The 19,951-nt window shown below is 68.0% G+C and carries 18 protein-coding genes; 7 read left to right on the top strand and 11 right to left on the bottom strand.

Annotated elements, in window-relative coordinates; genetic code table 11:
- Positions 1–54 precede the first annotated feature (54 nt).
- Positions 55–1,542 carry an aminobutyraldehyde dehydrogenase gene (locus tag VMT40_RS13740; RefSeq protein WP_442789960.1) on the bottom strand — a complete coding sequence of 496 codons (1,488 nt, stop codon included), beginning with the start codon at positions 1,540–1,542 and terminating at the stop codon, positions 55–57.
- A 127-nt stretch (positions 1,543–1,669) separates the two neighbouring features.
- Complete coding sequence (locus tag VMT40_RS13735) at positions 1,670–2,512, bottom strand: class I SAM-dependent methyltransferase (RefSeq protein WP_326358362.1); 843 nt, start codon at positions 2,510–2,512, stop codon at positions 1,670–1,672.
- An 86-nt stretch (positions 2,513–2,598) separates the two neighbouring features.
- Here VMT40_RS13735 and VMT40_RS13730 point away from each other — a divergent pair, with 86 nt between their 5' ends.
- Positions 2,599–3,051, top strand: coding sequence for a helix-turn-helix domain-containing protein (locus VMT40_RS13730; protein ID WP_326358361.1), 453 nt, complete (start codon positions 2,599–2,601; stop codon positions 3,049–3,051).
- Here VMT40_RS13730 and VMT40_RS13725 read toward each other — a convergent pair.
- Positions 3,036–3,518 (bottom strand): MarR family winged helix-turn-helix transcriptional regulator, encoded by a 483-nt coding sequence (locus VMT40_RS13725; RefSeq protein WP_326311571.1) that lies wholly within the window; start codon positions 3,516–3,518, stop codon positions 3,036–3,038. The genes VMT40_RS13730 and VMT40_RS13725 overlap by 16 nt on opposite strands.
- A gap of 104 nt (positions 3,519–3,622) precedes the next feature.
- Here VMT40_RS13725 and VMT40_RS13720 point away from each other — a divergent pair, with 104 nt between their 5' ends.
- The 4 genes from VMT40_RS13720 (at position 3,623) to VMT40_RS13705 (ending at position 6,949) form a co-directional block, all read left to right on the top strand.
- Positions 3,623–4,246 carry a DUF4386 domain-containing protein gene (locus VMT40_RS13720; protein WP_326358360.1) on the top strand — a complete coding sequence of 208 codons (624 nt, stop codon included), beginning with the start codon at positions 3,623–3,625 and terminating at the stop codon, positions 4,244–4,246.
- An 83-nt stretch (positions 4,247–4,329) separates the two neighbouring features.
- Complete coding sequence (locus VMT40_RS13715) at positions 4,330–5,094, top strand: SDR family NAD(P)-dependent oxidoreductase (protein WP_326358359.1); 765 nt, start codon at positions 4,330–4,332, stop codon at positions 5,092–5,094.
- Positions 5,095–5,185: 91 nt separating this feature from the next.
- The gene (gene sigI, locus VMT40_RS13710) at positions 5,186–6,049 is read left to right on the top strand and encodes an RNA polymerase sigma factor SigI (RefSeq protein WP_326358358.1); all 864 of its coding nucleotides are present in this window, start codon (positions 5,186–5,188) and stop codon (positions 6,047–6,049) included.
- Between the two features lie 30 nt (positions 6,050–6,079).
- Entirely contained in the window at positions 6,080–6,949 is an 870-nt protein-coding gene (locus tag VMT40_RS13705) for a hypothetical protein (protein WP_326358357.1), read from the top strand.
- Positions 6,950–6,958: 9 nt separating this feature from the next.
- Here VMT40_RS13705 and VMT40_RS13700 read toward each other — a convergent pair whose 3' ends face one another.
- The 4 genes from VMT40_RS13700 to VMT40_RS13685 all read right to left on the bottom strand — a co-directional run bounded on the left by VMT40_RS13700 (position 6,959) and on the right by VMT40_RS13685 (position 12,179).
- On the bottom strand, positions 6,959–8,602 hold the full coding sequence (locus VMT40_RS13700; RefSeq protein ID WP_326358356.1) for a thiamine pyrophosphate-binding protein: 1,644 nt from the start codon (positions 8,600–8,602) through the stop codon (positions 6,959–6,961).
- 4 nt (positions 8,603–8,606) lie between these two features.
- The gene (locus tag VMT40_RS13695) at positions 8,607–9,377 is read right to left on the bottom strand and encodes a cyclase family protein (protein WP_326358355.1); all 771 of its coding nucleotides are present in this window, start codon (positions 9,375–9,377) and stop codon (positions 8,607–8,609) included.
- A 51-nt stretch (positions 9,378–9,428) separates the two neighbouring features.
- A complete protein-coding gene (bla, locus tag VMT40_RS13690) occupies positions 9,429–10,286 on the bottom strand; it encodes a class A beta-lactamase (RefSeq protein ID WP_442789982.1) in 858 nt (285 codons plus the stop codon).
- A 117-nt stretch (positions 10,287–10,403) separates the two neighbouring features.
- Positions 10,404–12,179 (bottom strand): penicillin-binding transpeptidase domain-containing protein, encoded by a 1,776-nt coding sequence (locus tag VMT40_RS13685; RefSeq protein WP_442789959.1) that lies wholly within the window; start codon positions 12,177–12,179, stop codon positions 10,404–10,406.
- Between the two features lie 155 nt (positions 12,180–12,334).
- On the opposite strand from VMT40_RS13685, the gene VMT40_RS13680 reads away from it, so the two are divergent.
- Positions 12,335–13,240: a serine hydrolase gene (locus tag VMT40_RS13680; RefSeq protein WP_326358353.1), complete on the top strand. Its 906-nt coding sequence runs from the start codon at positions 12,335–12,337 to the stop codon at positions 13,238–13,240.
- On the opposite strand, the gene VMT40_RS13675 is transcribed toward VMT40_RS13680, so the two are convergent.
- Together VMT40_RS13675 and VMT40_RS13670 are read right to left on the bottom strand one after the other, a co-directional pair.
- Entirely contained in the window at positions 13,189–14,142 is a 954-nt protein-coding gene (locus VMT40_RS13675) for a LysR family transcriptional regulator (protein WP_326358352.1), read from the bottom strand. The two genes, VMT40_RS13680 and VMT40_RS13675, sit on opposite strands and share 52 nt — an antisense overlap.
- A 279-nt stretch (positions 14,143–14,421) precedes the next feature.
- Positions 14,422–15,378, bottom strand: a complete 957-nt coding sequence (locus VMT40_RS13670) for an AraC family transcriptional regulator (protein ID WP_326358351.1) — start codon at positions 15,376–15,378, stop codon at positions 14,422–14,424.
- A gap of 147 nt (positions 15,379–15,525) precedes the next feature.
- Here VMT40_RS13670 and VMT40_RS13665 point away from each other — a divergent pair, with 147 nt between their 5' ends.
- Positions 15,526–16,731 carry a cytochrome P450 gene (locus VMT40_RS13665; RefSeq protein ID WP_326358350.1) on the top strand — a complete coding sequence of 402 codons (1,206 nt, stop codon included), beginning with the start codon at positions 15,526–15,528 and terminating at the stop codon, positions 16,729–16,731.
- Between the two features lie 64 nt (positions 16,732–16,795).
- Here VMT40_RS13665 and VMT40_RS13660 read toward each other — a convergent pair whose 3' ends face one another.
- Positions 16,796–18,610 carry an acyl-CoA dehydrogenase family protein gene (locus VMT40_RS13660; protein WP_326358349.1) on the bottom strand — a complete coding sequence of 605 codons (1,815 nt, stop codon included), beginning with the start codon at positions 18,608–18,610 and terminating at the stop codon, positions 16,796–16,798.
- 402 nt (positions 18,611–19,012) lie between these two features.
- Positions 19,013–19,873 carry a thioesterase family protein gene (locus VMT40_RS13655; protein WP_326358348.1) on the bottom strand — a complete coding sequence of 287 codons (861 nt, stop codon included), beginning with the start codon at positions 19,871–19,873 and terminating at the stop codon, positions 19,013–19,015.
- Positions 19,874–19,951 lie beyond the last annotated feature (78 nt).

Raw genomic sequence — 19,951 nt, 5'->3', positions numbered from 1 at the left:
GGGTTCCGCAATGTTAGTTTGCCGACCGCGACCCCGGTCGGCGTGGAGGATGACTCAGTCGGCACGGAAGATCACGTCGTGCCAGGGCTTGTGCGCGGCGGCGGTGATATCGGACATGACGTGTTTGATATTGGTGTACTCGTCGAAGGCATAGGCGGACATGTCTTTTCCGAATCCGGAGGCCTTGTACCCGCCGTGCGGCATTTCGCTGATGATCGGAATGTGGTCGTTGATCCACACGCACCCGGCCTGGATCTCGCGGCTCGCGCGCTGGGTGCGGAAGACATTGGTGGACCAGGCCGAGGCCGCCAGACCGTAGACGGTGTCGTTCGCGAGCGCGATGGCCTCGTCATCGGTATCGAAGGGCAGCACCACCAGGACGGGGCCGAAGATCTCCTGCTGCACGATCTCGGAATCCTGCGTCGCGCCGGTGATCAGGGTCGGTTCGTAGTACGCGCCGCCGGGATGGGTGTGCTCGGGAATGCGCCCGCCGCGAACGACTTTGGCCCCGGCCGCGCGGGCGCGCTCGACCATGCCGCTCACCTTGTCCCGATGCGCCGGTGAAATGAGCGGCCCCATATCGGTTTCCGCGTCCTCCACCGGACCGAGGCTCACGCGATCCATGAGATCGGCCACGCGCCCGACGAATTCGTCGAACAGCGGCCGCTGCACGTAGGCCCGGGTGGCGGCCGTGCAGTCCTGGCCGACATTGATCAGGGCACCGGCGACCGCACCGCGCGCGGCCGCCTCGAGGTCGGCATCGTCGAACACGACGAAGGGAGCCTTGCCGCCGAGTTCCAGATGCACGCGCTTGACCGATCCGGCGGCGGTCGCGGCCACCCGACGCCCGACCACGGTCGATCCGGTGAACGAGACCATGGCGATATCGGGATGCTCCACCAGCGCCTGCCCCGCCACCGGGCCGACGCCGACGACCACATTGATCACCCCGGCCGGTATCCCGGCCTCGGTCGCCGCCTCGGCGAACAGCAGCGAGCTGAGCGGGGTCAGCTCGGAGGGCTTGAGCACCACCGTGTTTCCGGCCGCCACGGCGGGCAGGATCTTCCACGCCGCCATTTGCAGCGGGTAGTTCCACGGCGCGATGGAACCGATCACGCCGAGCGGTTCGCGACGGATGGACGAGGTGTGGTCGCCGGAGTATTCGGCCGTCGCCTTGCCCTCGAGCTGGCGGGCGGCCCCGGCGAAGAAGGCGGTGTTGTCGATCGTGCCGGGCACATCGAACTCCCGCGCCAGGCGAATCGGCTTACCGGCATTGCGGCTTTCGACGGCGGCCAGTTCTTCCGCGCGCTCGCGCAGGACCCGCACCCAGGCGTGCATGAGGTCGGACCGCTCGCCGGGAGTCCGCCCGGCCCACTCCGGGAACGCGGCCTTGGCCGCGGCCACCGCGGCGTCGACATCGGCCGCGCTCGCACCGGCTCCCGCGGCAATGACCGCACCGGTGGCGGGTGCGGTAATCGACAGTGGCGCACCGGATCCGGTCCGCCGCGCACCGCCGATGAACTGCAATTCCTGCTCAGTCACTGTGCTCCCTGTCGGCTGGCCGCGTGCGCGGGGTGGCGGTGTCCAGACTCACTCTGCACCGTTTTCGCCGGGGAGCAACTCGACGATCTGTCAGCGATTCCGGAATTCGTCTGACGGTTCGTCGCTCTCAGGTCGGATTCGGGGCGTGGCCGGTGAGCATCCAGCAGGCGGCCGTGAAGCGAACCTCGTCGCCGTGGATGTACGGGTCGAAGGCCGGACGGATCGCCGCGATCACCTCGGCGCGGGTGGCGTCGTCGACCTCGACCAGGGCCAGCCCGACCGGGCCCAGCCGGGAGATGTAGGGCGTCAGGTCCCGCTCGGGCATGGTGCACTCGACATCGAGGGGACGGATGTCGACATCGACCCACCCGCTGCGCGTGAGGATCTCGGTCACGTATTCGCGGTCGGCCAGGGCGAATTGGCCCGGCGACCCGGACACCCGGGGCGGCAGGTTCGGCAGCAGCGGGGCGGCCGCGCGCTCGGCGGCGGTGAAGTACGGGTTTTCGTCCGTGCCGCGCCAGACGATGCAGCCGAGGCTGCCGCCGGGGCGGGTGGCGCGGCGCAGATTGGCGAAGGCCGCGACGGGGTCGGCAAAGAACATCACGCCGAAGCGCGACATGACCAGGTCGAAGGTGCCAGGTTCGAAGGGGTGGGTTTGGGCGTCGGCGCGAACGAAATCCACCGGGAGGGAATCGTTTTCGGCATTCGCTCGGGCCGCGGCGATCATCGGCTCGGAGATATCCACACCGACGCACTGCGCGCCGAGCGCACGAGCGACGGCGAATGTGGTGCTGCCCGTACCGCATCCGACATCCAGCACCCGACGGGCGTGGGCCGCGCGGGCCGTGTCTACGAGGATGTCCTCGAACGGCCGCATGATCCGGGTGACGAGGTCCTGGGCCTCGACCCAGGCGATGCCGGAAGCGCCGTTCCAGCGGGCGGATTGGTCATTGTCGGTGGGTGTCGTCATGGGAGCTCTCCCGGGTCGGGTGGACGGGCGGAGAACTACACTGTTTCAATTCAAGTCGACTTGAGGTCAAGGGTCGGAAGCATGCCATGAGCAGCCTGGATATCGCCGAAGTCGTGCGCCGATCCGGTGTGCCCGCCTCGACGCTGCGCTACTACGAGGAGCGCGGACTCATCACCTCGACCGGACGGCGCGGACTGCGTCGCCAGTTCGACGGCTCGGTGCTCGAGCAACTGGCCCTCATCGGGATCGGTCGCCTCGCCGGATTCTCGCTCGACGACATCGTGCGCGTCTTCGGCCCCCAGGGCGAACTGCGCGTGGACCGCGCGCTGCTGACCGACAAGGCCGACGAATTGGACCGCACCATCACGCAATTGGCCGCCGTGCGCGACGGTCTGCGCCACGCCGCCGCCTGCCCGGCCCCGAGTCACGCGGAATGCCCGACCTTCCGGCACCTGCTGCGCGCGGCCATGAACGGCGACATCACCGTGCACGAGGCCTTGACCGCGACGAATTCGGCGGGCCGTCACACCGACTTGTAACCCGGATGCACGCCCGGCATCAGCCCCTGGTCGGCGGCGATCCGGACGAGTAGCTCGGACAGCTGCTTGTGCTCCTCCGCGCTGAGCGACCGGCACAGGTGCTCCTCGGCTTCGCGTGCCACACCGGCCAATTCGACCAGGGTGGTCCGCCCCTTCTCGGTCAGGTACAGGGCGTGCTGGCGGCGGTCGTCCGGATTGCGCTTGCGTTCGATGAGGCCGCGATCCTCGAGCTTGTCGGCGAACTGCACGAATCGGCTGGGCGGCATGCCCAGTTCATCGGCGAGCTCGCGCTGGCTGCGGCCGGGCTGGGCAATGAGCAGGCGCAGCAGTCCGGCCTGCGGCGGGGTCAGGTCCAGGGCGGCCGTGCGCTCGGCGAATCGGTTCGCGGCGTAGGCCCCGACCTGCGCCAACAGGAACCCGACGGCCGTCAGGGCGCGCTGCGGCGCGAACTCGTCTTTCGCATCCATGCGGCAATAGTAGCAGTGGCAAAATAATAGACGATTGACAATCGTTACAGCGTGTAATCATTATTTGAGGTGTACGGATCGCCCCGAGACTGAGGACCACCGCGATGACCGCCACCACCACCGTTCGCACCAGCCCCGCCGTGCTCGCCCCGGTCGCCGCGTTCGCGGCGCTCACCATCGCCTATGTCGCCACCAATGCGCGCACCCCGCACCCGGACGCCAGCGGCCAGGACGTGCTCGCCTACACGACCTCGCACGTCGGGCCCATCAATGCCGGGGCGGTGCTGATCGTGCTGTCGGCCGCACCGCTGGCCATTGCCGCCGGGCTGATGCAGCGCATTCTGCGCGGCCCGTCCCTCACCACCGTCGGCGCGGCGCTGGCCGCGGGCGGGCTCACCTTCAGCGGCCTGTTCGCCTGGGCCGGTGCACGATTGACCGATTCCGCCGATCCGGTGCTGGCGCGGACCCTGGCCGATCTCGGCTACCTGTCGGGTGGTCCGGCCTACGTGGCGGGGTTCGGGCTGCTGGCCGTCGGCATCGTGATGTCGGCTCTGCTGGAACGGAATCTGCCGAACTGGCTGATCTGGTGCGGTGTCGCCCTCGCCGCGGTCGCCGCGCTTTCGACACTGGCGCTGGTGGTCTCCGGGTTCGGATTCCTGCTGCCGGTGGTCCGCTTCGGCGGGCTGCTGTGGCTGATCGGCGTGGCCGTCATGCTGTCCCGGCGCTGATTCACCCCTGGCTCCACACCAATTCACACCTGCTGGGCTGAAGGCCCGGCCATCTCGCTCCATCGATCGAAAGGCTCACTCCCATGCTCAGCACCTACTCCGACCTCGCCGGAAAGACCGCCGTCATCACCGGTGGCTCGCGCGGTATCGGGGCCGAGACCGCCCGCCGCTTCGCCGCCCAGCAGACCAATGTCTGTGTGGTCGGACGGGACAAGCGGGCGCTGGATTCCGTTGTCGCCGAGATCCTCGCGGCGGGCGGCACCGCGGTCGCCGCGGTCGCGGACGTCACCTCGGCCGCCGCGCTGGCCGATGTCCGCACCCTGGTCGAGGGCGAATTCGGCCGGGTGGACATTCTGGGTGTCTTCGCGGGCGGCATGGGTCAGCCGACCCCGAGTTCGGAACTGTCGGAGGAACTCTGGTGGCAGGCTCTGGACGCCAATCTGACCTCGGCCTTCCTGACCGTGCGCACCTTCCTGCCGATGCTGCTGGCGCAGGGGTCGGGCAGCATCATCACCATGTCGTCGTCGGCGGGCCGCCAGCCCAGCCAGGCCAATCTCGCCTACGGGGTGGCCAATGCCGGGGTCATCATGCTGACCCGCCACCTCGCGGCCGAACTGGGGCCACGCGGGATTCGGGTGAATGCCATTGCGCCGTCCTCGATTCGGACCGAGAAGGTGGCCGCGAACATGCCCGAGCCGGTGCAGGAGCAGGTGGCGGCGATGCATCCGCTGCGGCGCATGGGTGTGCCGGGGGATGTCGCGGAGACGGCGTTGTTCCTGGCCTCGGACGCCTCCTCGTATTTGAGCGGCATCACCATCGATGTGGCGGGCGGGCGGATCACCAACTGACGCTGTCTCTTCGGCGGTGGCCCACCGGGTCACCGCCGATTCCCGTGTGCGGGATCGGTAACTTTCCGCGGGCGCGTCTCGTCATATCTATATGAGCACCGAGGAGCGCCCGGACCGATTCGGCGGAGCCTGGCGGCGGCATCGCGCCTATGTGGTGGATCTGGCCTTCCGGCTGTTGGGCGATATCGGCGACGCCGAGGACGCTGCCCAGGAGGCCTTCGCGCGGTTGGCCCGGACGGGGCCCGGGGAGGTGGAGGACGAGCGCGCCTGGCTGACCGTGGTGACCAGCCGGTTGTGTCTGGACGAATTGCGCAGTGCGCGAGCGCGTCGCGAGCGGGCCGACGATCCGGCGGAGTGGCAGAGCGCGGTACCGGTCGCGCACGCCGTGCCCGTGGATCCGGTGGACCGGATCACCCTGGACGAAGAGGTGCAGCTGGCCCTGTATCGCATGCTGCAACGGCTCGCGCCCGCCGAGCGGGTGGTGTTGATCCTGCACGATGTGTTCGCGGTGCCGTTCGAGACGGTGGCGGAAACCGTGGGTCGGCCGACGGGGACGTGTCGGCAGTTGGCGCGGCGGGCGCGAATCAAGATGGCGGAGGCGAGTCGACCGGAAGGTCCGGTCGCACCGGCCGAACATCGGGCCGTGACCGAGAGATTCATAGCCGCCTGCGCCGGTGGGGATTTGGCGGAACTGCTGGCCGTGCTGGATCCGCGGGTGTGGGGTGTGGCCACCTTCCGGCCGGACTCGCCCATTGTCGCGCCGACCAGTCGGGGGCCGGAGAGGGTGGCGGCCAATATGATCGCCTTCTTCGGGCCGAGGGTCACCCTGGTGACGCATTCGGCCTTCGGGCGGCCCGCGCTGCTCGCCTATCGGGAGCGGGAGCTGTTCGGGGTGCTGGTGCTGACGATTTCGGGGGATCGGATCGTCAGTGTCGAGGCCACCGTGGATGCGTAACTTTCCGGCGCGGCATCTCGTCGTAACTGTATGACTCACAACAGCATTCGTGTGCACTACGGAAAACGTGTCGTCGCCGCGCTGTTCGGCCTGGCGGTGGCCTGGGGTACCCCGGTGGCCCTCGCCGAGCCGGTGGACGCCGCGAATCAGTATCTGGGCGTGTGGAATTACGATCAGCCGGATCGCGCGGACGCCACCGATATCGCGACCGTCGGACAGTTCGGCATCAACCCGCTGACGTTCCCCCAGGTCGGGACGATCGAGTTCACCAGGGGCCGTGACGGGGAGATCATCGGACACACCGATCAGGGCTGCACCTGGCATTTTCGGGTTAATGGCGACGCATTGGACCTGACAAGCACCGACCAGTACTGCTTCAACAATGTCATCGGGTCCGGCTACAACACCTACTCCTGGCATGTCACCGTGCGCGACGGTCGAGAACAGGAAGTGGTGCGGGCCAATAGCTATCTCGGCTACGGCACCTTCGACTTCGAGCTCACCAATGGCAAGCGCACCCGTGCCGATGCCGCCGGACCGGGCGACGCGGCGCGCTTGTTCACTGGAACCTGGATGTTCGATCCGACGAATCCGGCGTACCTGAACAACCTCACGTCTCCGGGGTATCAGCCGAAAACCGGTGCGGTACGGATCGATTCGAATGGCACCGGACTGATCGCTCGCACCGACGACGGGTGTACGTGGACCTTGGATGCGCGCGGCAATACCGCCGAACTCGCGCCCGCCGGGCAGACCTGTGCGCGCTCGGACGGCACGGTCACCATGGCGTTCTGGTCGATGTCCAGCGACGGCACGCACGTGTACACCGTGTTGAACAGCACCGACCCGCAACTGGGTTCGTATTTCATCGGCAGCGGCAGCCTGACACGGCAGCCGTGAGGCGGACCGTCAGTGCCGGGCGAAGGCCTCCTGGAGCCACCAGGAACCGCCGTCGCTGGTGATCTTCGCGTCGAGCAGGAGCGGGGTGTTCCGGTGGCCCGCCAGCCATTTCGGGACGATGTCGAGGTCGGCGACGGTTCGGACGACGGCGGCCTCGCAGCCCGCGCCCCGGGCCAGGGCGGCGATATCGGTGTCGGGGAAGGTCACCGCGCCGAGGTCGGCCGGGCCGAAGTGGTGGACCTCGGCACCGTAGGCGTGGTCGTCGTAGATGACGATGAGCATGGGAATGCCCAGGCGCACCACGGTTTCCAGCTCGGCGATGCCCATGAGCGCACCACCGTCGCCCAGCGCGGCGACCGGCAGGCGGTAGGGGTGGGCGAGCGCGGAGCCGATGGCCGTCGCCAGGCCCAGGCCGATCGATTGGAAAGCCTGGGTGAAACAGAAGCCGTACTGGTCGGGGACGTCGAAATAGGCGCTGGGGTAACCCATGAAGTTGCCGGAATCGACGGCGATGATGCGCTCGGGCGGCAGGAGATCATCGAGCGCGATGCTGAGCGTGCGGGGGTCGATGCACTCGGCGGTCGAGCGATCCTCGAACGACACATCGCGCCATCGCGCGGTCGCCAAACGCCGTGCCACCTCGGGCGTCCGATAGCCGACCCGGGGAGCGCTGTCCCCGAGCCGCGAGGAGGCCAGCAGCACGTCACGCGCGGTCTCACCGACATCGCCGTGCACGCCGAGGTCGACCGGACGGTGCGCGCCCAGGGCCGAATGCTCCGAATCCACCTGAACCACCGTGGTATTCGGGCCGATGAGCATGCCGTGACGCATGGTCCACATGTTCAACGCGCAGCCCCAGCCGATGATCAGATCGGCCTCGGTGATCAGTTCGGCCGCCGTGAGCGAGGCGAATCCGCCCGAAATGCCCAGCGACCACCGATCACCGCTGAACAGTCCGTGCGCGACCGCCGACGTGGTGAGCAGCGCCCCGACGGATTCGGCCAAGGCCCGCAGCTCCGAGCCGTAGCCGCGCGCCCCACGTCCGGCCACGAACACCGGTCGGCTCGACTCCGCCAGCAATGTCACCAGTTTCGAAACCGCCTGCTGGCCCGGGCGAACCGCGTCCGGGGCCATCGGCGCGGTAACCGCCTCCGGTGCGGCGATCTCGGCGGCCTGGATGTCCAGCGGGAGGTTGAGCACCACGCAGCGGCGCTGGTCGCGGGCGGTGCGGAAGGCGCGCACGGTGTCGGCCACCGCGCTGTGCGGGGTGTGGATGCGTTCCGCGGCCGCGCCGACGGCGGTGGCGAGGGCATCCTGATCCACCCGGAAGTTCGACAGCACCGAGGCGGCGGGGGTGTCGGCGGCCAGAATGAGCAGGGGCGTCCGGCTTTTCGCGGCCTCGGCAATGCCGGTGAGGGCATTGGTCAGACCGCAGCCCTGATGGAGGGAGACCGCCGCGACGGTGTCGGTCATGCGGGCATAGGCATCGGCCATGACGGTCGCACCGCATTCGTGGCGGGCGGCGACATAGCGAACACCATTGGCGCGCAAGGCATTCGTCAGATCGAAATTGCCGCTGCCCACTACGCCGAACACCTGGGAGACCCCCAGTTCGGCGAGGACGCGGCCCACGACCTCGCTCACCGGTGGCATGGCGCTACCGGTCGACGAGGGCGAGAACCCGTGCGGGACTGCCGGTTCCGCCCTTGATGGGGAGCGGGCTCACGATCAGTCCGGCACCGGTGACCGGCAGTCGCGCCAGATTGCGCAGCTGCGTCAGGCCGCATTTGCCCGCGCCGAGCAGGAAGTGGTGGCAGGGGAACGGCGGTTCGAACCCGTGTGCCGCGCCCGCGTCGGTGCCGACGGTTTCCACGCCGAGGCCGAAGATCGTTTGCTGCGAGAGCCATTCGGCGCAGTCGGCCGACAGCCCGGGGGAGTGCGGGCCGGTCGGGTCGGCATTGAGGAAGCGGTCGGGGTCCTCGGCGTAGGCATCCCAGCCGGTGCGCAGCAGCACCCAGCCGCCGTCGGGCAGCGGGCCGTGCTGCTTCTGCCAGGCCAGCACATCGTCGACCTCGAGCAGGAAGTCCGGGTTGCCCGCCACCCGTTCGGAGACGTCGACGACGACCGCGGGGGCGATCAGACCGCGCAAAGGCATACCCGCCACATCGAATCCGCCCTGCCCGGTGACCCAGTGGATCGGCACATCCAGGTGGGTCCCGGTGTGTTCGCCGGTGTGGATATTGTTCCAGTACCAGCCCGGACCCCGATCGTCGTAGTGACTGATCTCCTCCAGCCCGAACGGGATGGTGTTCGAAAACGGCGGTGGCAGTTGGAGAATCGGGGTGCCGGAATGCAGCGGCGCGGTGAGATCGATGAGCTCGGTGGATCCGTCGGCGAGCGCGGCCAACAGTGCGGTGACAGCCGTCATGGCCATACCTCTGGCTCTCGAGGGGCACGATTCGAGGCTGTCAGCATAACGCTAGCGGAGCTTGCCCACGGCCTCCTTGGCGACCGCGGCCACCAGCGGATTATCGCCCGCCGCAGCCTGATCCGGCTTGGTGGTCAGGACCGCGATCACCAGGGGAGCGCCGCCTCCGGAGGGCCAGGTGACGGCGATGTCATTGGCGGTGCCGTAGTCGCCGGTGCCGGTCTTGTCGCCGGTCTTCCAGTCCTTGGGCAGGCCCGCCCGAATGCGGGTGTCGCCGGTGGTGTTGGCGAGCAGCCAGGCGGTGAGCCGGGCGCGTTCGGGTTCGGCGAGGACGTCTCCGACGACGAGCTTGCGGTAGTCCTCGGCGATGGCCGCCGGGGTGGTGGTGTCGCGTTCATCGCCGGGGATGTTCGTATTGATGTCGGGCTCCCAGCGGTCCATGCGGGTCGTCTGGTCGCCGATCGAACGCAGGAAGTCGGTGACGGCGCTCGGGCCGCCGAGCAGTTTCAGCACCTGATTGCCCGCGGTGTTATCACTGCGGGTGATGGCCGCGTCGCAGAGTTCGGTCACCGTCATGCCGGTGTCGACCTTCGTGCTGGTGACCGGCGAATAGGTCACCAGGTCGGCGGCGGTGAAATGCACGACCTGGTCGAAGAATCCGGTCCCGAGCGGATGCGCGTGCAGCAGCGCACCGCAGGCGAGGGCCTTGAAGGTGGAGTCGAAGGCGAAGCGTTCGTCCTGGCGGTAGCCGAGGGTCTTGCCGCTGCCGGTATCGATCGCCACCACGCCGACACGGGCGCCGTGCTCCTGTTCGAGAGCGCGCAGTGCGGCGTCGGCGGTGGCGATACTGACGGTCGTGGTGCTGCTCTGTGTCACAGCGCTTTTCGCGTCGGTGCCGCACGCCGCCAGCGGTGCGAGGAGGAGCAGTGACGCCAGGGCGCGGTATTTCAGGGTCGACAAAACAAGCCTCTCTGTGGAGTGCGTTGAATGAATTCGGCTCGCGCCGTGTGAAATTGGTCGGTGGGATCAGTGCTGAGCGCGCAGCATGCGGCCCGCGGCCTGCACGGCCGGTTCGGAACTGCCCGCGTCGCTGATGAATACCGCGAACGCCAGATCGCCGTCGATGCCGACGAACCAGCCGTGCGCGTGCTTGTCGTCGATGTACTCGGCGGTGCCGGTCTTGCCGAGCAGGCCCGGAATATCGCGCAGCGCGGTCGCGGTGCCGCCCGTAATCGTTTCGCGCATCATGGATTTCACCTGATCGGCGATACCGGCCGGGAGCGCGGGCGGCTGCTTGTCGGCGGTGCCGGGCTGTCCCTGCACCACCATGGGCGGCTTGACCGCGCCCTGGGCGAGCGCGGCGGCCACCAGCGCCATACCAAACGGTGAGGCGGTCACCTTGCCCTGGCCGATGCCTTCTTCTACGCGCAGCGCGGGGGTGTCGGCGGTCGGCGCCTTGCCGGTCACGGTGGTCAGGCCGGGGGTCACGTAGTCGATGCCGAGCCCGAGCTGGGCGGCGGCGGTGGTCAGTCCGTCCGGTGCGAGCTGGACGGCCAGGCGGCCCATGGTGGTGTTGCAGGACTTGGCGAAGGCGGTGTGCAGCGGCACCTGGCCGAGGTCGAAGTTGTTGTCGTTGGGGATCTCTCGGCCCTCGATGTTCTCCTTGCCGGGGCAGGCGACCATGGAATCGGGGGTGACCTCACCGGCCTGCAGGGCGGCGGACACGGTGACCGTCTTGAAGGTCGAACCCGGCGGGTACAGGCCGGTCAATCCGATCGGGCCCTGCGCGTCACCGGCGGCGTTCTGGGCCATGGCCAGCACGGCACCGGTCGACGGTTGCAGGGCGACAATGGCCGCCGGGGTCGTGATGGGAGTCAGGGCGGCCTCGGCGGCGCGCTGCAAGCCGATATCGAGGGTGGTGCGAATATCGGTGACCGGCTTGGGATTCGGGCCACCGACCCGCTGCGTGCCATCGGTGCCCTGGGCGCGGACCGCCCAACCCGCGGCCGCGTCGGCCTGCTGCTGCCAGAGGTCGGACAGGCCCGAGAAGGTCGGGGAGGCAAGGGATTTGTCGACGGTCAGCAGGCGGGTCTGCTGGGCCAGGGTGACATTCGGCAGGTTGGTGAGCGCTGCCTGGACCGTGGCGTAGTCGGAGTCCCGCAGGGTGACCGCCGTAATCGGTTTACCCTGGGCCGCGGCGAGGTCGGATTGCAGGCTCGCCGCGGTCACATCCGGCGCGACCGGCTGCAGGGCCGCCGCGACGGCCGCGAGATCCGCGCCCGGTGCGACATTCACCAGCGTCACCACCTGTTGGGTGAGCAGCGGGCTGCCCGCGCTGTCGAGGATCTTGGCCGGATCCGGGTAGTCGACGGAATACGACAGGGGTCCGACGTTCAATCCCGGTGCGACGGTGGCGGGATCCCACGCGATCTTCCAGTCACTCCCGGACCGATTCGCCCGGCCCGTTGTCGTGTAGGTCCACTCGTCCTTGCCGTCTTTGCCCAGCTTCCAGGTGGCAGTGAGGGTGAAAGTGCCGCCGCTGTCGTTCTTCTCGACCTTGCTGGCGCTGAAATGCACCTGCTTGCCCAGGTTCTCGTACAGCGTGCCCAGCGTGGTGGCGGCCGTGGCCGGATCGCTGGTGGCCTGTGCGGCGGCGGGCACGTCATCGCGGTTCAGGGCGTCCGCGAAGCCGTCGACGGTCTTGGACAGTCCGGATGTGGAATCCGATGAGCATGCCGTCGCCGTCACGAGCATTGCCGCGGCGCAGACACCGGTGAGTGCCCTCCTGCTGAACTCTGCCATGACTGCCACCCCAACACGGATGAGCGGTGGCTGTCCAAGACCAACACGGCTGGAAACCGATAATCGGATCATTATCGTTCCTGTTCATTACGGTTTTCTCGGTGCCTGTCGCGGGCGGTTGACGACCGGATCCGAGCACCCGGAATGCTGGGGGAGTGGACGAGATCTTCCGAACGGTCGGTGTCGAGGGACGGGTGCATGCCCGCTGCTTCGACTGCGACGGCGAATTCGGCCTGGGTGCCGACGAACCGGTGGTGCTGTCCTCGGTGGTGAAGGTGCCGCTGGTACTGGAGTTCGCGCGGCAGGTGGCGGCGGGCCAGCTCGACGCCACCGATCGGGTGCGGGCGACGGCGGCGGATCGACTCGGCGGCGTGGGGACCGCCGGATGTCTCGACGATGTCGAGTACAGCCTGCGCGACGCCGCCTATTTCGCGCTCACCATGAGCGACAACACCGCCGCGGATCTGCTGTTCGATCGGGTCGGGGTGGAGAACGTGCGCTCGCTGGTGCGCGAGCTCGGGCTCACGCGGACCCGCGTGCTCGGGTCGCTCAAGGACATCCTCTACAGCATGGCCGAGGATATCGGGGCGCGTGACCTGCAGGAATTCGCTCGCAGGTATCCGGAATCGAGTGCGGCGGAGGTGTTCGGGTCGCGGGCCGTGGATCCGCTGCGGACCACCGCGAGTACGCCGCGCGAGATGACTCGGCTGCTGCTGATGATCGGGCGTGACGAGGCCGCGGTGCCGGAGGCCTGCGGGTGGGTGCGAGATCTCATGCGGCAGCAGGTGTTCGGGCATCGGCTGCCCTCGGGCTTCCCGCCGGGCACCGACATCTGGTCCAAGACCGGGACGCTGCCCGGCATTCGCAATGAGATCGGGGTGGTCGGCTATCCCGACGGAAGTCGTTACGCGGTAGCGGTTTTCACGGTGTCACACCGGCTGGCCGGGCGGCAGCCCGCGGTGGATCGGGCCATCGGCGAGGCGGCGCGCGTGGCCGTCGAATCCATCGCTCACGACCGTCCCGCCACCACGTCCCAGGGTCGGCGCTGCGGCATCTGTTGAGGCGGGGCCGGTCGGGACGCGCCATCGCCCTGCATCACGGTGACGATGAGTTCCGCGAGCTCGCGCACCAGCGGATGCGGGGCGGCGGCGGGCCAGGTCAGGGCCAGACGCCAGCTCAGCGTGCCTTCGGGCAGCGGCCGCCACACCACGCGCGGCTCCTTCTGCGCGACCAGTCCCTGGTCGAAGGCGACGCCGCGCCCGGAAAGCACCATGCCGAGCACGAATTCGGGATTGCGGGCGTGCTGCACCGAGGTGGGGCGGAAGCCGTGCTCCCAACAGGTGCGCAGGGTCGCGTCGTAGAGGCCGGGTGCGGCGGCGCGCGGGAAGATCACCAGTCCGTGTCCCGCCAGATCGGCCAGGGTCAGCGTGGCGCGGGCGGCCAAGGGGGAGTCGCGCGGCAGCACCACGCCGAGCGGGGTCTCCACCGCCGGACCGGACTCGAGCCCGACCACATCGACCGGATACTGCAGCAGCCCCGCGTCCAACTGTCGATCCGCCAGCAGCCGCACCTGTTCCGCGGTGGTCAACTCCTGCAGATCCACCCGGACCTCCCGGCTCTCGAACGCGGTCACCAGCGCCGCGAGCACCCGCCCCGCCAACTCGGGCGGCACCCCCACCCGCAGCGCGTCGATCTCCCCCCGATGCGCCTTCCCGACCAACGACGTCGCCCGCTCCCACCGCGCGATCAAATCCCGCGCCTCCACCAGCAGAATCTGCCCCGCCTCGGTCAACTCCACCCGCCGAGAGTCCCGCTCGAGCAGTCGCGCCCCCAGCTCCCCCTCCAACTTCCGAATCCGCTGACTCAACGCAGGCTGCGCAATCCGCAACCGCTCCGCCGCCCGCCCGAAGTGCAACTCTTCGGCCACGGCGATGAAGTAACGCAACTGACGCAGCGGATCCATCCCCCGACGATATAGCTTTCCTTATCGCCGGGCTCAGCGAAGGTTCCGCTACGTCCGTGCCGACTCCTTGGGCGACGCGGGGAGCTCCATTGCCCCCCGCGTTCCCCGCCGCCGGAATCGATTGAACCTCGCTCGATCCCGATTTCTTTTCAGCCCCTTTCGCGGGCGGCAACGGCGGTGGTGCCGGTTGGGTGCCGCCTCGGTGGGCATCACGACGCTAACCGGGAAATCCCGGACATTTCTGGCAAGGTGGTGACTTTTTTTGGCAACAAGAGTGCGTTATCCGAGCAGCCGCTCGCGCATCTGCTGCGGGCTCAGCTCGAACCGACGCTGAAACGCCAAGGTGAATCCGCGGACCGTCGAGTATCCCGCCGCCTCGGCAATCCGGACCATCGAGATGGCCCCGGGGTGGGACAGTCGCTCACGCGCCCGCCCGAGACGGACATCTCGCAGTAGCGCGGCGGGGGTGACACCGTGAGTTTTCGTCAGGGCGTTGTAGAGCGTTTTTCTCGAGACTCCACATATCCGGGCAACCGCGTCCGGGGTCAATTCGAGGTCGTCGGCGAGGCCTTCCATCGCCTCCCTGGCTCGGGCTGCGATCAACGCGTACCCGTGACCGGGAAGGGTCTCGGGGCGATCGAGCAGCCCATCGAGCAGGGTGAGCGTGCTGCGATACGCGACACGGAAGTCGTGCGCGTTCCACAGGGCGTGGTTGGCGTGAAGTTGATGGATCTGGTGCACCAGCATCCGGAGCAATGGGCGGTTGGGATCCAATGCGAGAGGGGCATTGTCGGCAAGGTCGCCATTGACCAAGTGCCTTGGCACGGTCATGATCAACGATTCCAGCGGCTCATCCTGTCGCATGACCAAGGGCAAATCCCAGCGGAAAAAGGCGACGGTCCCGGGTCCGAGAATCTCGGCTTGATCGCCCTGGCCCAGCTTGAACTCGCCGCGGACCGGCACCATGATGCGATAGCCGTCGTCGCCGTCGCTCTTGGTATCGCGGGCCGTGCGGCGGTAATGCACTGAGCCGGAAGAGAACCGCACGAGTTGCAGGTCGCCGACTGCCTGGGCGAGCGTCTTCCAACCGAAGTCGCGACCGGCCTCTCGTGCGCTGAAAGCCAGGCCGACGCTGCCTTGTCGACGCTGCAGATAATCGCGCCAGTGGTCCCTGCGCTCGGCGGGAGTCTCGGACTCCGCCGGTGACTCCTCATCCCACCAATAGTCGGTATCCACGGGTGTTCATTCCTTGTTCCCCACGCCTGCAAAGCCCTCACAACGTAGCAATCGGCTGTGCGCCGCGCACCGCGCAGCGGAATGGTCGTGCGCGGCATCGAATCTCGCGGGGGCCGCCAACCGCGGTTGTGGGTATGATCTGGCGGCATGCAGCCTGGTGGGGATTCCGGTCCCGACATCCTCGATCGAATCCCGGTGCCGCTGTACGCACCGGAATTCGCCGCCAACCCGCACTCCTTCTACGCCGCGATGCGCGAGAAGTTCGGTTCTGTTGTCCCGGTGGAGCTTTCGCCGGGCATCGCGGCCACCCTGGTGATCGGCTACCGGACCGCGGTCGCGATCAACAATGATGCCGAGCGTTTCCGGGCCGATCCCCGCGTTTGGGAGCAGGACATTCCGGCCGACTGCCCGATTCTGCCGATGCTGCAGTACCGGCCGAACGCGTTGCGTAGCGCGGGCGCCGAGCACGCCCGCTATCGCAAGGCCAGTGTCGACAGTATCGACGGGATCAATCTTTACGAGGTCGATCGGGTCATCGAAGAGATCGTGGTCGGTCAGGTCAACACGTTCTGCGGGGATGGCGAGGCCGATCTGATCAGCCAGTACGCCTTCCCGGTCACGTTCGCCTACCTCAACACCATGGTCGGGTGCCCGGCCGATATCGGTCAGCAGGTCGCGCGGGGCATGGCGATGATGTTCGAGGGCAACTCGGCCGAGGAGGGCAACGCGCTGTTCGTGGCCGCGCTCGGCGACCTGGTGAACCTCAAGCGGCAGGAGCCGGGCGCGGACGTCACAACCCGGCTGCTGGAGCACTCGGTGGAACTGACCGATGAGGAGTTGGTGCACCAGCTGGTGACGATCTACGGCGCCGGTATCGAGCCGCTGACCAACCTGATCGCCAACACGCTGTTGCTGATGCTGACCGACGAACGGTACTCCGGCGTGGCCGCGCTGACCACGCGGGATGCGTTGTCGGAGTTGCTGTTCACCGACCCGCCGCTGGCGAACTTCTCCATCACCTACCCGCCCCAGCCGGTCATGGTGGACTCGATGTGGCTGCCCGCGAATCAGCCGGTGGTCACCAGCCTGGCGGCCTGCAACAACGACCCCGAGATCGTGGGCCCCTACACCGGGAACAGCGCGCATCTCGGCTGGGGCACCGGCCCGCACGCCTGCCCGGCCCAAGATGTCGCGTACTTGGTCGCGCAGACCGCCATCGATCAGCTCTTCGACCGGCTGCCCGAACTGCGGCTGGCCTGCCCCGCCGACCAACTCCACTGGCGGCCAGGTCCTTTCCACCGCTCGCTGGCGAGCCTGCCGGTGGTTTTCCCGCCCGTCCGCACCAGGTTCTGACCACGTCTCGGGATGCCGCGCCGACGGCATCCCGAGCATGTTCCCGGTCGTGCGCGGTCGGGTGTCAGCCGACCCGCAGCGCGTTCGCGCACTGCTCGATGTAGCTGTTCGAGTCGTACACGGTGCGCAGCGAACCGGTTTCGAGTTCGAACGCCGCGACCAACTCGGTCAGGAGCGGGGCCAGCATCCGATGCAACTGGACCCGCATGTCCCGCAATGACTCTCGTGTCTTGGGCAGAGGGCCGTCGGGTAGCAGGTCCGCGCTGTGGGCCAGGCACTGCCGCACGGCGAAGAGGGTGAGCACGTTTTCCATCACCCGCCGGGCATCCGATGGCAGGTCGACGGCACGCTCGGCCAGCCGGACCGCGGCCCGATGCGCGGTGTGCGCATCGGCGGCGGCCAGCGCCAGGTCATAGACCGCGTCCCACCGTGTCTGTCGGTCGCCGCTGGTGTTCGCGTAGGCCTCGAGCGTGCGGTGCTGCAGGAAGGCGGCGCGGGCGCCCAACCACCTCACCCAGCTCTCCGGGGTGTCCAGATCGCAGGGCTCGAGCTCGTCCCAATTCTCCTGGGTCCACTCATCGGGACCGAACAATCTGCGGTAGCCCGCCAGGAGGGCTATCACGTAGCTGTCGCCCTCGGCCGTGGCGGCGGCATCGCGCAGGGCCCGATACTCCACGATCTTGTTGTGGGCGAACACGCCCTGGGCGCCGAGCCGGTCGCGGACCTCGCCGCACACGCGCATCGCGGTGGAGGTGGCGAAGTATTTGGTCAGCGACACCAGGTCGGTCAGTTCCGGACTCTGCTCGTCGTCTCCGGCGTCGATGACGGCGGCGAAACCGTCGACGGCGATCTCGACCGCGGAAGTGGCGAGATAGGTGTCGACCACCGCTTCCACCAAGGGCGCATAGTGTGCTGGCACCTGCGACAGCGGCACGCGTCCGCCCGCCATGCTCGCGATATCGCGTTGCGTGGACTGGCGTACGGCGATCGACACCGCGGCCCGCGATACCGCCGCGGCCATCCCCGAAATGCACAGGCGGCCCACCCGCACCCGGCTGATGGCACGCCACACCTGGTTGTCGCGCGGGATCGGCGAAACCAGCTCACCGTCGGCCTCGACGCGGGTTCCGGTGTGCGACAACAAGCATTCGCGCGAGACCCGGACATTGTCGAAGCGGGTCATGGCGTTGTCCATTCCCAGCCCGGGCTTCTCGGGCATACGGCGGATCGTCAGACCGGGGCACAGCTGGCCGTCGGCATCGCACATCCACACCAGGAACGGGTACACACCGTGCGCCGTGTCGCCGATGACCAACCGTGCGAACACGATTCCGAACCGCGCGATGCCCGCTACCGGCGGTGCGGCGGTGGTGGGCATGAACTTGATCGCCGCGTCGGTCGGGGTGTTCAGCACGAAGCCGCCGCCGTCGGCCGGGTCGTACACCGCGGTCGTCTCGAGATTGTTCAGATCGCTACCGTGGCCGACCTCGGTGAGCACATACGCACCGACCGCGCGCCCGGCCAGCAGCTCGGTCAGCGCCCTCTCCACTTCGCCTGTGCGCGAATGCTGTTCGAGCAAGGTGCCCAACACCAGATTCACCTGCACGGTCAGCAGGGCACCCAGGTGCGGATCCACGACGGTGGACTGCTCGTGCAAGGTCAGGCACTCGCGCAGATCCGACACCGTCTCCACCGCCGACAAACTCGGCAACAATCGCAGGTATCGCTCGTAGGCACGGGCGCCCGGGTCTTTGGTCGCCGCCCACCAGTCCTGGTCGAATCCTTCCTCGCTGAACAGCCGGTTGTAGCGCTGCGCGGCGGCACGACGGTCACCGAACAAGAGGTCCGCGAACCTGTCCACATTCTCGTGAGAGACCATGACTTTTGCCTTCTCTTCCACTCGATACAGATTCCAAGCGATTTGTCGTGCGTCGCTTGGCATTACGCATGACCCGGTGGCCGGGGTATCCGGCTACCGAGGGTCAGCGGAAGCTGCCGGTCGATCGGGATCAGCGGCCCGATGAAACGACCTGTCGTGGGTTCAATCCATCGCCCGCCTTCGGGCGCCATCGCCTATCGACCAGTCACCGAGGAAAGTCGTCCGCACCAGCACGCACCGCGTCGACTCCCAAGGAGGCACAGTGCTGCGACAAAACGGACAAGACACGAAACTCAGTGTGACACAGAATCGTTCAAAATGAGTCACGCAAGCGCCGGTTCGCGGCTACGTTCACCGTTTTCGATCGCTCGCAAGGCATTGCCGATCCGTGATGTCGAGGGCTCAGGCGCGCGCTCGCACCTCGAGAATCTGCATGCAGCGGCCGATTGGTCCCTGTTCGTCGTGGAGGACGGTGGAGCACAGGCCGATGCCGTCCGGGCCGATGGTGGTTTCGACCGCGAGGCCGATCCATTCGCCGAGGGGGAGGCGGTACAGGTCGATGGTCAGGTCGGTGTTGAGGAAGGTCCAGTGGGACGGGTCCAGTTGTGCGCCAACACCGTTGGCGACGTCGGCGACCGAGAAGACTCGGACCAGGGGGGAGATGGGCTCGCTCTCGACCACCTCGACCAGGGGGCGGACCCAGACCCGGCGGGTGATCGCGTCGCTCTCGACGGCCCGGATCTCGACCGAGCGGACGTAGCCCACATCCCAGCCGTCCGGTACGCCCCAGCCGATCTCCGCGGATTCGGGCAGGGCGGGTAGGGCCGGATCCGCGTAGTGGGTCACCGACGAGCTGTCGGAGGTGGCGATCCGCCAGGCCGACGCCTTGGCCACCACTCGGCCGCTGCCGTCGGGTTGCGGCGCAACCAATTCCGCGGCCACCAGTTCGACCCGCTTGCCCGGCCGTTCCACCCAGGCCCGCACGCCGATCTCACCCACCGGTACCGGCCCCAGGATCTCCATCGTGAACCGCGCCACCCGCGTCCCCTCGCGCGGTGCGCACCGCTCCACGGCCCGGGCCAGCAGTGCCGACGGAGGCGCGCCGTGCTGCATGGTTGCCGCCCACACGCTCACGGTCGACTCGCTCGCCGAATAGCGCTCGTAGCCGTCCTCTCCCAGGCCCCGCGAAACGTAGTACGCGGGCAGAGCGGCCGCATCGGCCGTCGCGGGCTCATTGGCTGCAGTTACGTCGACTCGGGTCACCAGGGCAACGTATCAGCCCACGTCCGACGCCCTAGACGCCGTACGACACAAGCGGATCCGCAGTGTGCCGTCCATCAC

It is taken from the genome of Nocardia sp. CDC160 (genome assembly GCF_035818795.1).
Taxonomy (GTDB): Bacteria; Actinomycetota; Actinomycetes; order Mycobacteriales; family Mycobacteriaceae; genus Nocardia.
This window is presented reverse-complemented; position numbering and strand designations above follow the sequence as displayed.